This is a genomic window from Streptomyces roseirectus, from assembly GCF_014489635.1.
Lineage (GTDB): Bacteria > Actinomycetota > Actinomycetes > Streptomycetales > Streptomycetaceae > Streptomyces > Streptomyces roseirectus.
In genome coordinates, this window is sequence record NZ_CP060828.1 from 2,615,103 (window position 1) to 2,627,779 (window position 12,677).

A 12,677-nucleotide genomic window follows, 5' to 3' on the forward strand; every position below is an offset into this window, starting at 1 on the left:
AACAACGGCGCGCTGGCCGACGGAAGCGAACTCCCGCCGGCCAGCACGAACCGTCGGCCAAGAACTAGACGCGCGGCTTCTCGCGCATCTCGTACGTCGCGATGACGTCGTCGATCTTGATGTCGTTGAAGTTGCCGAGGTTGATACCGCCCTCGAACCCTTCGCGGATCTCGGTGACGTCGTCCTTGAAGCGCCGCAGACCCTCGATGTTGAGGTTCTCCGCGATGACCTTGCCGTCGCGGACGAGGCGGGCCTTCGTGTTGCGCTTGACCTCGCCGGAGCGGATGAGGACACCGGCGATGTTGCCCAGCTTGGACGACTTGAAGACCTCGCGGATCTCCGCCGTACCCAGCTCGACCTCTTCGTACTCCGGCTTCAGCATGCCCTTCAGGGCCGCCTCGATCTCCTCGATCGCCTGGTAGATGACCGAGTAGTACCGGACGTCGACACCCTCGCGCTCGGCCATCTGCGCCGCGCGGCCGGCCGCGCGGACGTTGAAGCCGATGACGATGGCGTCCGAGCCCATGGCCAGGTCGATGTCGGACTCCGTGACCGCACCGACGCCGCGGTGCAGGACCCGGATGTCGACCTCTTCGCCGACGTCGAGCTGGAGCAGGGAGGACTCGAGGGCCTCGACGGAACCGGAAGCGTCACCCTTGATGATGAGGTTGAGCTGCTGGATCTCGCCGGCCTTGAGCACCTTGTCCAGGTCTTCGAGGGAGACCCGGCGGACACGCTTGGCGAACGCCGCGTTGCGCTCGCGAGCGGCGCGCTTCTCGGCGATCTGGCGGGCGGTGCGGTCCTCGTCGACGACGAGGAAGTTGTCGCCCGCACCCGGGACGTTGGTGAGACCGAGCACCTGGACCGGGGTCGAGGGGCCGGCTTCCGTCACGTTGTTGCCGTTGTCGTCGAGCATCGCCCGGACACGGCCGTACGCGTCACCGACGACCATCGTGTCGCCGACCCGCAGGGTGCCTCGCTGGACGAGGACCGTGGAGACGGCACCGCGACCGCGGTCGAGGCGCGACTCGATGGAAATACCCTGCGCGTCCTGGTTCGGGTTGGCCCGCAGGTCGAGCGAGGCGTCGGCGGTGAGGACGACGGCCTCCAGCAGGGAGTCGATGTGCAGACCCTGCTTGGCGGAGATGTCGACGAACATGGTGTCGCCGCCGTACTCCTCGGCCACCAGACCGTACTCGGTGAGCTGACCGCGCACCTTGGTCGGGTCGGCGCCCTCGACATCGATCTTGTTGACCGCGACGACGATCGGGACGTCGGCCGCCTTGGCGTGGTTCAGCGCCTCGACCGTCTGCGGCATGACGCCGTCGTTGGCCGCGACGACCAGGATCGCGATGTCCGTCGACCGGGCACCACGGGCACGCATGGCGGTGAACGCCTCGTGACCCGGGGTGTCGATGAAGGTGATCGCGCGGTCCTCGCCGTTGACCTCGGTCGCGACCTGGTAGGCACCGATGTGCTGGGTGATGCCACCGGCCTCGCCCGCGATGACGTTCGTCTTGCGGATCGCGTCCAGGAGTCGGGTCTTACCGTGGTCGACGTGACCCATGACGGTGACGACCGGCGGACGGACCACCAGGTCGTCCTCGTCGCCCTCGTCCTCGCCGAACTCGATGTCGAAGGAACCGAGAAGCTCGCGGTCCTCCTCCTCCGGGCTGACGATCTGAACGGTGTAGTTCATCTCGCCGGCCAGCAGCTCCAGCGTCTCGTCGGAGACGGACTGGGTGGCGGTGACCATCTCGCCGAGGTTCATCATGACCGCGACGAGGGACGCCGGGTTGGCGTTGATCTTCTCCGCGAAGTCGGTGAGTGACGCGCCGCGGGAGAGACGGATGGTCTCGCCGTTGCCGCGCGGCAGCATCACGCCGCCGACGCTCGGGGCCTGCATGGCCTCGTACTCCTGGCGCCGCTGCCGCTTCGACTTGCGACCACGACGCGCGGGACCGCCGGGACGGCCGAAGGCGCCCTGCGTGCCACCACGGCCACCGGGACCACCGGGACGACCGCCGAAGCCGGGACGGCCACCGCCGCCACCGCCACCGAAGCCGCCGCCACCACCGGGACGACCGGCGCCACCACCGGCACCGCCACCGCCGCCGGGACGGGCGAAGCCGCCACCGCCACCGGGACGGCCGGCGAAGCCGCCGCCACCGCCGGGACGACCGCCACCGCCGCCGGGACGGCCGGGACCGCCACCGGGACCACGGCCACCGGGGCCGCCGCCGGGACGCGGGCCGGCAGCCGGACGCTGCGGCATCATGCCGGGGTTGGGACGCGGACCGCCGGGACGGGGACCGCCGGGACCCGCGCCCTGCGGACGCGGCATGCCACCGGGCGAGGGGCGAGGACCGCCGGCACCGGGACCCTGCGGACGGGGACCGCCCTGCTGGCCGGGGGCCTGCGGACGCGGACCGGCGCCGGGAGCGCCACCGGGGCCGGGACGCGGACCCGCGCCCTGCGGACGGGGGCCCTGCGGACGCGGAGCACCCATACCGGCGTTGCCGCCGGACGTGAACGGGTTGTTGCCCGGACGGGGACCGGCCGGACGGGCACCGGGACGCGCGCCGGGAGCGCCACCGGGGCGCGGACCACGGTCACCGGACGGACGCTGGCCGCGGTCGCCCTGGCCCTGCGGGGCCGGACGGGCACCGGGCTTGGGGGCCGGACCGGGACGCGGACCCGCGGGACGCGGAGCCTGCGCGGCGGGCGTCTGCGGAGCCGGGGCCGACGGCGGAGCGGTGAACTCCGGGGCGGCCGGGGCCGGACGCGGCGCGGGCCGGGGGCCCGGACGCGGACCCGAGGGAGCCGGGGCGGCCGGAGCCGGCGCGGCGGGTGCCTGGGCGGCGGGCGCGGGGGTCACCGGGGCGGCCGGAGCCGCGGGTGCCTGCGCCGCCGGGGGCTTGGGGGCGGCCGGCTTCGGCGGAGCCGGTCGTGCCGACGTCGCCGGAGAGGGCGCGCCGGGCTTGGGGGCAGCCTTGCGGGGGGCGGGCTTGCCGCCGCCCTGGAAGGCGTCCGTCAGCTTGCGTACAACGGGCGCTTCGATGGTCGAAGACGCCGAACGGACGAATTCACCGAGTTCCTGGAGCTTGGCCATGACGACCTTGCTCTCCACACCGAACTCCTTGGCGAGTTCGTATACCCGGACCTTAGCCACTTCGCTCCTTTGAGGTCCGGGTTCAGTCCGGACCGTCGCTACTTCATGGGCGTACTCATCGCGTGCTCATCGAGTGCTCATCGCAATCTCGACCTACTTCCAACTCGCGCGGGGTACCTGGTCGCACGGACGGTCCGTGCACCACTTCTTACGGTGTCGCCTCGTCGGCAACGGTGGCCTGCTCGACGTATCGGCGCAACGCCTTTGTGTCGAGCGCTCCCGGGGCGCGCAGCGCCCGCGTGAACGCCCGTCGGCGTACCGCCTGGTCGAGACAGCCGAGGACGGGATGCAGATACGCACCCCGGCCGGGCAGCGTACCGCGAGGGTCGGGAGCGCATTCGTCCCCGACCGCCACGATGCGCAGCAGTCCTGTCTTGGCCGCCCGCTCCCGACACCCCACACAGGTGCGTTCAGGGCATGCTCGGGCGTGCGTCCGGCCAGACACTCTTAAGTCTACCTCCCCGCGGCGACCTCACCCCTTTGGGTCAGGAGTCGAACACGTGCCGCGATATAACTGACGTGATCCAGCCGTTGACCGGCGTGATCTATTCCCCGGCCTGCGGCTCCGGCTGCTCGGTGTCCGGCCGGATGTCGATCCGCCAGCCGGTGAGGCGGGCGGCGAGACGGGCGTTCTGCCCCTCCTTGCCGATCGCCAGCGACAGCTGGTAGTCCGGCACGGTCACCCGCGCGGAGCGCGCGGCGAGGTCGACGACCTCCACCTTGGACACCCGGGCGGGCGACAGGGCGTGCGCCACCATCTCCGCCGGGTCGTCCGACCAGTCGACGATGTCGATCTTCTCGCCGTTCAGCTCGCCCATCACGCTGCGCACCCGGCTGCCCATCGGGCCGATGCAGGCGCCCTTGGCGTTCAGGCCGCTGCGGGTGGAGCGGACGGCGATCTTCGTGCGGTGACCGGCCTCGCGGGCGATCGCGGCGATCTCGACCGAGCCGTCGGCGATCTCCGGCACCTCCAGGGCGAAGAGCTTCTTCACCAGGTTGGGGTGCGTGCGCGAGAGCGTGACCGAGGGGCCGCGGACGCCCTTGGCGACCCGGACGACGTACGACCTCAGGCGCAGGCCGTGCGGGTAGTCCTCGCCGGGGACCTGCTCCTGCACGGGCAGGATGGCCTCCAGCTTGCCGATGTCGACCAGGACGTTCTTCGGGTCGCGGCCCTGCTGGACGACGCCGGTGACGATGTCGCCCTCACGGCCGGCGTACTCGCCGAGCGTGGCGTCGTCCTCCGCGTCGCGCAGGCGCTGCAGGATCACCTGCTTGGCGGTGGAGGCGGCGATGCGGCCGAAGTCCGACGGGGTGTCGTCGAACTCGCGGGGCTCCTGGCCCTCCTCCAGGTCGTCGGGGTCCTCCTTCGCCCACACGGTCACATGCCCGCTGTCGCGGTCGAGCTTCACGCGCGCGCGGCGGCGGCTTCCCTCGGTGCGGTGGTAGGCGATGAGGAGGGCCGACTCGATCGCCTCGACCAGCAGGTCGAAGGAGATCTCCTTCTCCCGTACCAAGCCCCGCAGGGCACTCATGTCGATGTCCACGGCTACGCCTCCTCTTCCTTCTCGTTGCTGTCTTCGAAGCTGTCTTCGGAGCTCTTGCTGTCTTTGCGGTTGAACTCGACCTGGACGCGGGCCTTGTCGATCTCGGTGAAGGCGAGCCTGCGGGCGGTGGGCTTGCGGCCCTTCACGCCGGGCACCTGCACGTCGAGGCCGTCGTCGTCCACGGTGAGGATGCGGGCGGTGACCTCGCCGCCCTCGGTGAGCTGGAACTTCACCAGCCGGTCGACCGCGCGCACGTAGTGCCGGTGCTCCTTGAGGGGGCGCTCGGCGCCGGGGGTGCCGACCTCCAGGTCGTAGGCGGCGTCACCCATCGCGTTCGTCTCGTCGAGCTTCGCCGAGAGCGCGCGGCTCACATCGGCGACGGCGTCCAGGTCGGCCCCGGTGTCCGAGTCGACGACGACGCGCAGCACACGCTTGCGGCCCACGGTCTCCACGGCGATCTCTTCGAGGTCCAGCCCCTGCGAGGTGACGAGCGGTTCCAGGAGCTCTCGCAGCCTCTCGCTCTGGGTGGTGCTCATCCGGGTGACTCCTCGGCCGCGTGTGCTGTTGTGGAATGGTCGCGTGTCTGGTCAAAGGGTATCCGGTCGCGGGGAGTGTTGCCGTCCACCCTGTTGGGGGACAGCGCCTGCCGACGCCGGGTGCCCGACCCGCCGGTACGGTGATCCCCGACGGGCCCGACCATCCCTTCGTACGACCATCCAGAGGACGTCTGACGTGCCGTACCCCTCGCCGCGCTTGCCCTCCGGGCCGCGCCGGAGAACCCTTCTGACCGGGGCCGCGGGCTCCGCCGTCCTGCTCGCGGGCTGCTCGTCCGGCCCCTCCACTCAGGAGACGGCCGCGGGGGCGCCCTCCGTCTCCCAGCGTGTCCGCGCGCGGGCCGTCCAGGACAGTACGGGGCTGCTGGAGCAGTACGACGCCGTCCTGGCCGCGCGGCCGGCGCTGGCGGGGTTGTTGGCGCCGCTGCGGGGGGAGGTGGCCCGGCATGTGGGGGCGTTCGGGGGGAGTACAGGTACTCCAAGCACCCCAAGCACTTCGAGTGCTACTAGTACCAGCCCCTCCCCCGCTGCCACGCCCGTCGACGACAAGACCGCTCTCGCTCAACTCGCCGCCGCCGAGCGGGCGTTGGCGGATCGGCGGGGAGCCGAGCTGCTGACGGTGCCCGGGGAGCTGGCGCGGCTGCTGGCGTCGGTGGCGGCGGCCGGGGCCGTGCACGCGTACGTGTTGACGGAGGGGGCGCGATGAGCGCGGAGTTGGACGCCGTCCAGGCGGCGCTGGCCGCGGAGCACGCGGCGGTCTACGGGTACGGGGTGGTCGGCGGGCAGGCCGGGGAGGCCCGGCGGGCGGAGGCGCGGGCCGCGTGGGACGCTCATCGGGCCCGGCGGGACGCCCTCGCGCGGGCCGTGCGCGACCTCGGGGGCGAGCCGGTCGCCGCGAGCGCCGGGTACGCGCTGCCGTTCCCGGTGGACGGGCCCGACGCGGCCGTCCGGCTCGCCGCCCGGTTGGAGGAGCGGATCTGCGGGGTCTACTCCGACCTGGTGCGGGCCACGTCCGGGGACCGGCGCAAGGACGCCGCCGGGGCGCTGCGGGAGGCCGCGGTGCGGGCGGTGCGGTGGGGCGGGGGCAGCGTAGCCTTCCCTGGGCTCGCCGAGCGCGGGGTGAGTCCGTCGGGTTGACCGGTCGCGACCGGCTGGAAGAAGGGAACACCTCACGCATGCCGCACATCGAACCGCCCCAGCGGTTGGTCCGGGCGCTCTCCGAGAGCGTGCCGGGGACTGCCGCCTCGGCCTGGCTGGAGGGGTTGCCCTCCGCCGTCGAGCGGGGCGTCGCCGCGTGCGGGGTGACCGTCGAGCGGGTCCAGGTGCCCGGCGGGCGCAGCAGTCTCGTCGTCCTCGTGCGGCGGGGGGACGGGAGTCCCGCTGTGCTGAAGATCGCGCCGGAGCGGTTCCGGCCCGCCGCCGAGCTGGCCGCGCTGGTGCACTGGGGCGGGCTCGGGGCCGTCCAGGTGCTGGCGGGGGCCGGGGACGGGGTGCTGCTGCTGGAGCGGCTTCGGCCCGACGTCTCCGTGCGGACCCTGCCGGAGGCCAAGGCGACGCTGGAGGCGGCGGGGGCGCTGCGGCGGCTGTGGGTGGAGCCGCCCGCCGGGTGGGGCGAGGTGTTCGAGAGCGTCACCGAGCGGACCGGGCGGCAGGCGGCGGCCATGCGCGGGGCCGGGCAGGCGGACGCGGAGGTCTCCGCGCTGGTCGACGCGGCGCTCGCGGTGCGGGAGGAGCTGGTCGCGTCCGCGCCCGAGGAGCGGCTGCTGCACGGGACGTTCCGGCAGAGCAAGGTGCTGGCCGGGGAGCGGTCGCCGTGGCTGGCCGTGGGGCCGGATCCGGTGGTGGGCGAGTGCGCGTTCGATCTGGCGCGGCTGGTCCGGGACCGGGTCGAGGATCTGGTGGGGTCGCCGTCGGGGGCCGCCATCGCCCGGCGGCGGGTGAAGAAGCTGGCGGAGGTCCTGGAGGTGGACCAGGACCGGCTGCGGGGGTGGGTGCTGTTCCGGGCCGTGGAGTCGGGGGTGCGGGCGCGGAGGGTCGGGCGGGACCGGGACGCGGAACTGCTGCTGGAGTTCGCGTCCTGGCTCTCCTGAGCCCGGCTATCCACGCCGCCGACCGTTCCCCGGCCCTGATGCCACGGCCGGGGAACCGTCTGAAGGGTTTCTCAGGCGGTCAGGCGGGCGATCGCCTCGTCCACCGTCAGTTCCTCGCGCTCACCGGTCCTGCGGTCCTTCAGCTCGAGGACGCCCTCGGCGGCCCGCCGGCCGGCGACGAGGATCTGCGGGACGCCGATCAGCTCGGAGTCGGTGAACTTGACGCCCGGCGAGACCCCCGCGCGGTCGTCGACGAGGACCCGCAGTCCGGCCTCGCGCAGCTTCTCCGAGACGTCCAGGGCGAGTTCCGTCTGGAGGGCCTTGCCCGCGGCGACGACGTGGACGTCGGCCGGGGCGACCTCGGCGGGCCAGCACAGCCCCTTGTCGTCGGCGGTCTGCTCGGCGAGCGCGGCGACGGCGCGGGAGACGCCGATGCCGTAGGAGCCCATGGTGACGCGGACGGGCTTGCCGTGCTGGCCGAGGACGTCGAGCTTGAGGGCGTCGGCGTACTTGCGGCCGAGCTGGAAGATGTGGCCGATCTCGATGGCGCGGTCGAGCTTGAGGCCGGTGCCACAGGCGGGGCAGGGGTCGCCCTCCTGGACGACCACGACGTCGACGTACTCGTCCACCTCGAAGTCGCGGCCCGCGACGACGTTCTTCGCGTGCGTCTGGTCCTTGTTGGCGCCGGTGATCCAGGCGGTGCCGGGGGCGACGCGCGGGTCGGCGATGTACTTCAGCTTCTCCTGCCGGCCCTGGGGTCCGACGTAGCCGCGGACCAGGTCGGGGCGGCCGGTGAAGTCCTCGGCGGTGACCAGTTCGACGGTCGCGGGGGCGAAGTGGGCCTCGACCTTGCCGAGGTCGACCTCGCGGTCACCGGGGACGCCGACGGCGACGATCTCGCCGTCCACCTTGACCAGCAGGTTCTTCAGGGTCGCGGAGGCGGGGACGCCGAGGGCGGCGGCCAGGGTCTCGATCGTCGGGGTGTCGGGGGTGGGGATCTCCTCCAGCGCGGGGGCGGTGGGCTCCTGCGGGGTCAGGGGGAAGTTCACCGCCTCCGTGTTCGCGGCGAAGTCGCAGTTCGGGCAGTCCGCGAAGGTGTCCTCGCCGGCCTCGGCGGGGGCCAGGAACTCCTCGGACTTGGAGCCGCCCATCGCGCCGGCGGTCGCCGCGCAGATGCGGTAGTCGAGGCCGAGGCGGGCGAAGACCTTCTGGTACGCCTCGCGGTGCAGGGCGTAGGAGTGGGCCAGGCCCTCGTCCTCCGTGTCGAAGGAGTAGGAGTCCTTCATCAGGAACTCGCGGCCGCGCAGGATGCCGGCACGGGGGCGGGCCTCGTCACGGTACTTGTGCTGGATCTGGTAGAGGATGACGGGCAGGTCCTTGTACGACGACGCCTGGTCCTTCACCAGGAGGGTGAAGATCTCCTCGTGCGTCGGGCCCAGCAGGTAGTCGCCTCCCTTACGGTCCTGGAGGCGGAACAGCTCCGCCCCGTACTCGTCCCAACGGCCGGTCGCCTCGTAGGGTTCCCGGGGCAGCAGGGCGGGGAGCAGGACCTCCTGGGCGCCGATGGCGTCCATCTCCTCGCGGACGATGCGCTCGACGTTGGCCAGGACCTTCTTGCCGAGCGGCAGCCAGGACCAGATGCCGGCGGCGGTGCGGCGCACGTAGCCGGCGCGGACCAGGAGCTTGTGGCTCAGGACCTCGGCGTCGGCCGGGTCGTCGCGCAGTGTTTTCGCCATCAGCTGGGACATGCGCTGGACCGGTGCGTTCGCCATGGTTCTCGTATCTCCTGCCGGATAAAGGTGATGGCTAGGAGATTAACCGTCGGCCCTGGGTGGTCGGAAATCCGTACTCCGCCGCCGCAGGGGCAGGGGGGCGCCCATCACGGCGTAGGGGCGGGGGGCGCTCGGGAAGAGGACGCGGCGGGCCAGGTCGTGGTAGCCGAGCGAGCGGTACAGGCCCCTCGCCGGGCTGTCGATGTCGATCGCGGAGAGGATCGAGCGGGGCTGTGGGGCGTCGTCCGTGATCGCGGTGATCAGGGCGCGGCCGGCGCCCCGGTTCTGGTACGCCGGGTGGACGTGGAGTTCGGTGATGACGAAGGAGTCGTCCAGCCAGTGGGCGTTGCCGAGGGCTCTGAGGTAGGGCTCGACGACGGTGGACCACCAGTGGGAGCGGTCGTTCGGCATGCCGTACACGAAGCCCGCGAGGCGGCCCTCGGGGGTGGTGGCGCCGAGGGCCCGCGCGCCGGGGTTGGTCATGTGGCGCAGGACGATCTGACGTCGTACGGCCACTTCGTCGGGGGCCAGGCCGAATGCGATCGCCTGGACCGACAGCGCCTCGTCGACGTGGGCCGCGAGGTCCAGGGGGCCGATCACCAGGTCCATGCCGGGGAGCCTACAGGGGGGTTCGTGGTGTCTGCCGGGGGCGTGGGGCGTGGGGGTGTGTGGCGGCGGGGGTGTGGTTCAGAACAGCACGCTCATGAACGCGCCGACCTCCTGGAAGCCGACCCTTCGGTAGGTCCTTCTCGCGGGCGTGTTGAAGTCGTTGACGTACAGGCTGACCACGGGGGCGACGTCGGCGAGGGCGTAGCGCAGGACGGCGGCCATGCCGGGGGCGGCGACGCCCATGCCGCGGTACTCGGGGGCCACCCACACGCCCTGGATCTGGCAGGCGTCCCTCGTCGCGGCGCCGATCTCGGCCTTGAAGACGACCCTGCCGTGGTCGTCGAGGCGGGCGAAGGAGCGGCCCGTGCCGACGAGTTCGGCGACCCTCGCCTGGTAGAGGAGGCCGCCGTCGCCGGCCAGCGGGGAGACGCCGACCTCCTCGGTGAACATCGCCACGCACGCCGGCAGGATCGTTTCCATCTCGTCCTTGCGGACGCGGCGGACGTAGGGGTCGGGGGTGATGTCCGCCGGCATGCGGTCGGTGACCATCAGGGGCTGGTGGGCGCGGACGTCCCTCGCCGGGCCCCAGTGGGGTTCCAGCAGGCGCCACAGCTGGGACGTCGGCTCCGCCGGGCCCACGATCGACGAGCAGCGCCGGCCCGCTCTCCTCGCCCGGTCCGCGAACGCGCGGACGGCTCGGGGGGTGGCGCAGATCGGGACGAGGTTCGCGCCCGCGTAGCACAGGGACGTCAGCATGCCGGATTCGTACCAGCCCCACATCTCGCCGCCCAGCCGCCAGGGGTCGAGTCCCGCGACCTGCACCCTCGACGTCACGAACGCGTTCGCGACCGGCTCTCTGCCCAGGACGGCGAGAGCTGCGTCCAGGTCGCTCGGTTCGAGGACCCGGGAGGTGGTGTGGGTCAGCACGTGGCGGGGCCTCACAGTGGGGACGGCTAATCTCCCGCACTGTACCCGCGGATCCCTCCCCCCGCCTCTCCCTGCCGGGGGCTGGGCCGGGGGGTGCGCTGTGCCGTCCGCCGGGTGCGGGTGCGTCGTGGTTGTTCGCGCAGTTCCCCGCGCCCCTAAAAAACGTGGCTGCGGCCGGAGGAACAGTGCCGCTTCGTGGGGCGCGCGTCAGGGGGTGCCGCTGTGTGTTGTTCGGCGGGTGCGGGTGCGTTGTGGCTTGTCGCGCAGTTCCCCGCGCCCCTAAAAAACGTGGCTGCGGCCGGAGGAACAGTGCCGCTTCGTGGGGCGCGCGTCAGGGGGTGCCGCTGTGTGTTGTTCGGCGGGTGCGGGTTCGTTGTGGTTGTTCGCGCCCCTGAAGAACGTGGCTGCGGCCGGTGGGGCGGTGCTGCTGTGTGTTGTTCGGTGGGTGCGGGTTCGTTGTGGCTTGTCGCGCAGTTCCCCGCGCCCCTGAAAGACGTGGTTGCGGTTCGGGGAGTCGCGCCCGGCAGACTGCAGTCACCACCACGCACCTTAGGGGCGCGGGGAACTGCGCGAACAGCCACGACGCGCCCGCAGCCCGCGACGCACCGCCCCACCCACCCCGAACCCGGCTCTCACTCACACCCGAAACCCACCCACCCCTCCCACTCGCCCCGGGGTTGAAGGGGCGGAGCCCCTGGGGGATGGGGTGGGTAGGGGCGGCGGGGGCGAGGGAGTCAGCCGGCTACGGAGACTGTGGGTTCGCCGGAGGGGAGGGTGCCTTCGGACTGCATTTTTTCGGCCAGCTTCAGGGCTTCGTCGATCAAGGTTTCCACGATCTTGGATTCCGGGACCGTTTTGATGACCTCGCCCTTGACGAAGATCTGGCCCTTGCCGTTGCCGGAGGCGACGCCGAGGTCGGCTTCGCGGGCTTCGCCGGGCCCGTTGACGACGCAGCCCATGACGGCGACGCGGAGCGGGACCTCCATGCCGGTGAGGCCGGCGGTGACCTCTTCGGCGAGTTTGTAGACGTCGACCTGGGCCCGCCCGCAGGAGGGGCAGGAGACGATCTCAAGGCCACGCTGCTTGAGGTTGAGGGATTCGAGGATCTGGTTGCCGACCTTGACCTCCTCGACGGGAGGCGCGGAGAGGGAGACCCGGATGGTGTCACCGATCCCCTGGGAGAGCAGCGCGCCGAAGGCGACGGCGGACTTGATCGTGCCCTGGAAGGCGGGCCCCGCCTCGGTGACCCCGAGGTGGAGCGGGTAGTCGCACTGCGCGGCGAGCTGCCGGTACGCCTCGATCATGACGACGGGGTCGTTGTGCTTGACGGAGATCTTGATGTCCCGGAAGTCGTGCTCCTCGAACAGCGACGCCTCCCACAGCGCGGACTCGACCAGCGCCTCCGGCGTCGCCTTGCCGTACTTCTGGAGCAGCCTCCGGTCCAGGGACCCGGCGTTGACGCCGATCCGGATCGGCGTCCCGTGATCGTTCGCGGCCTTGGCGATCTCCCGCACCTTGTCGTCGAACTGCTTGATGTTCCCGGGGTTGACGCGGACGGCCGCGCAGCCCGCCTCGATCGCGGCGAACACGTACTTGGGCTGGAAGTGGATGTCCGCGATGACGGGGATCTGCGACTTCCGGGCGATCGTCGCGAGCGCGTCCGCGTCGTCCTGCGTGGGACAGGCCACACGCACGATCTGGCAGCCGGACGCGGTCAGCTCGGCGATCTGCTGGAGCGTCGCCCCGATGTCGGACGTCCGCGTCGTCGTCATGGACTGCACGGACACCGGCGCGTCCCCGCCCACCGCGACCGACCCGACCTGGATCTGCCTGCTCTTGCGCCGCTCGGCGACCTTGGTCGGAACGGACGGCATGCCGAGAGAAATCGCAGTCATCTGCTGTGCAACCCCAAGTCGTGGTTCAAGACGGGTCTGGCTGAGCGCGCGGGCTCGCAGGACCCCGAGGTTACGGCACGCACACCACGCCGAGCACATTTCCCCGGTCAAACC

Annotated in this window: 11 protein-coding genes; 3 read left to right on the forward strand and 8 right to left on the reverse strand. The window is 71.9% G+C overall.

Annotation, left to right across the window (positions count from 1 at the left end):
- Positions 1 to 64: 64 nt before the first annotated feature.
- The 4 genes from infB to rimP form a co-directional block, all read right to left on the reverse strand.
- Complete coding sequence (gene infB / locus IAG44_RS10615; RefSeq protein ID WP_187746887.1) at positions 65 to 3,172, reverse strand: translation initiation factor IF-2; 3,108 nt, start codon at positions 3,170 to 3,172, stop codon at positions 65 to 67.
- Between the two features lie 148 nt (positions 3,173 to 3,320).
- Positions 3,321 to 3,617: a YlxR family protein gene (locus tag IAG44_RS10620; protein ID WP_187746888.1), complete on the reverse strand. Its 297-nt coding sequence runs from the start codon at positions 3,615 to 3,617 to the stop codon at positions 3,321 to 3,323.
- A gap of 100 nt (positions 3,618 to 3,717) precedes the next feature.
- On the reverse strand, positions 3,718 to 4,716 hold the full coding sequence (gene nusA / locus IAG44_RS10625; RefSeq protein ID WP_187746889.1) for a transcription termination factor NusA: 999 nt from the start codon (positions 4,714 to 4,716) through the stop codon (positions 3,718 to 3,720).
- Between the two features lie 2 nt (positions 4,717 to 4,718).
- Complete coding sequence (rimP, locus tag IAG44_RS10630) at positions 4,719 to 5,252, reverse strand: ribosome maturation factor RimP (protein ID WP_187746890.1); 534 nt, start codon at positions 5,250 to 5,252, stop codon at positions 4,719 to 4,721.
- 196 nt (positions 5,253 to 5,448) lie between these two features.
- On the opposite strand from rimP, the gene IAG44_RS10635 reads away from it, so the two are divergent.
- From IAG44_RS10635 to IAG44_RS10645, 3 genes are read left to right on the forward strand one after another with little or no spacing between them, the layout of a single operon-like run.
- Positions 5,449 to 5,976 (forward strand): hypothetical protein, encoded by a 528-nt coding sequence (locus IAG44_RS10635; RefSeq protein ID WP_187746891.1) that lies wholly within the window; start codon positions 5,449 to 5,451, stop codon positions 5,974 to 5,976.
- On the forward strand, positions 5,973 to 6,407 hold the full coding sequence (locus tag IAG44_RS10640) for a ferritin-like domain-containing protein (RefSeq protein WP_187746892.1): 435 nt from the start codon (positions 5,973 to 5,975) through the stop codon (positions 6,405 to 6,407). The genes IAG44_RS10635 and IAG44_RS10640 overlap by 4 nt, the downstream gene beginning before the upstream one ends.
- A 38-nt stretch (positions 6,408 to 6,445) precedes the next feature.
- The gene (locus IAG44_RS10645) at positions 6,446 to 7,360 is read left to right on the forward strand and encodes an aminoglycoside phosphotransferase family protein (protein WP_187746893.1); all 915 of its coding nucleotides are present in this window, start codon (positions 6,446 to 6,448) and stop codon (positions 7,358 to 7,360) included.
- Between the two features lie 71 nt (positions 7,361 to 7,431).
- On the opposite strand, the gene IAG44_RS10650 is transcribed toward IAG44_RS10645, so the two are convergent.
- The 4 genes from IAG44_RS10650 to ispG all read right to left on the reverse strand — a co-directional run bounded on the left by IAG44_RS10650 (position 7,432) and on the right by ispG (position 12,563).
- Positions 7,432 to 9,132 (reverse strand): proline--tRNA ligase, encoded by a 1,701-nt coding sequence (locus IAG44_RS10650; RefSeq protein ID WP_187746894.1) that lies wholly within the window; start codon positions 9,130 to 9,132, stop codon positions 7,432 to 7,434.
- A gap of 42 nt (positions 9,133 to 9,174) precedes the next feature.
- Positions 9,175 to 9,741 carry a GNAT family N-acetyltransferase gene (locus IAG44_RS10655; RefSeq protein ID WP_187746895.1) on the reverse strand — a complete coding sequence of 189 codons (567 nt, stop codon included), beginning with the start codon at positions 9,739 to 9,741 and terminating at the stop codon, positions 9,175 to 9,177.
- Between the two features lie 78 nt (positions 9,742 to 9,819).
- The gene (locus IAG44_RS10660; protein WP_187746896.1) at positions 9,820 to 10,668 is read right to left on the reverse strand and encodes a GNAT family N-acetyltransferase; all 849 of its coding nucleotides are present in this window, start codon (positions 10,666 to 10,668) and stop codon (positions 9,820 to 9,822) included.
- A gap of 734 nt (positions 10,669 to 11,402) precedes the next feature.
- Entirely contained in the window at positions 11,403 to 12,563 is a 1,161-nt protein-coding gene (gene ispG, locus IAG44_RS10665) for a flavodoxin-dependent (E)-4-hydroxy-3-methylbut-2-enyl-diphosphate synthase (protein ID WP_187746897.1), read from the reverse strand.
- Between the last annotated feature and the right edge of the window lie 114 nt (positions 12,564 to 12,677).

Excerpts from the sequence above, each read along its gene's own strand:
- rimP (WP_187746890.1), bottom strand. The coding sequence starts at position 5,252 with ATGAGCACCACCCAGAGCGAGAGGCTGCGAGAGCTCCTGGAACCGCTC.
- IAG44_RS10640 (WP_187746892.1), top strand. The coding sequence starts at position 5,973 with ATGAGCGCGGAGTTGGACGCCGTCCAGGCGGCGCTGGCCGCGGAGCAC.
- IAG44_RS10645 (WP_187746893.1), top strand. The coding sequence starts at position 6,446 with ATGCCGCACATCGAACCGCCCCAGCGGTTGGTCCGGGCGCTCTCCGAG.
- IAG44_RS10650 (WP_187746894.1), bottom strand. The coding sequence starts at position 9,132 with ATGGCGAACGCACCGGTCCAGCGCATGTCCCAGCTGATGGCGAAAACA.
- IAG44_RS10655 (WP_187746895.1), bottom strand. The coding sequence starts at position 9,741 with ATGGACCTGGTGATCGGCCCCCTGGACCTCGCGGCCCACGTCGACGAG.
- ispG (WP_187746897.1), bottom strand. The coding sequence starts at position 12,563 with ATGACTGCGATTTCTCTCGGCATGCCGTCCGTTCCGACCAAGGTCGCC.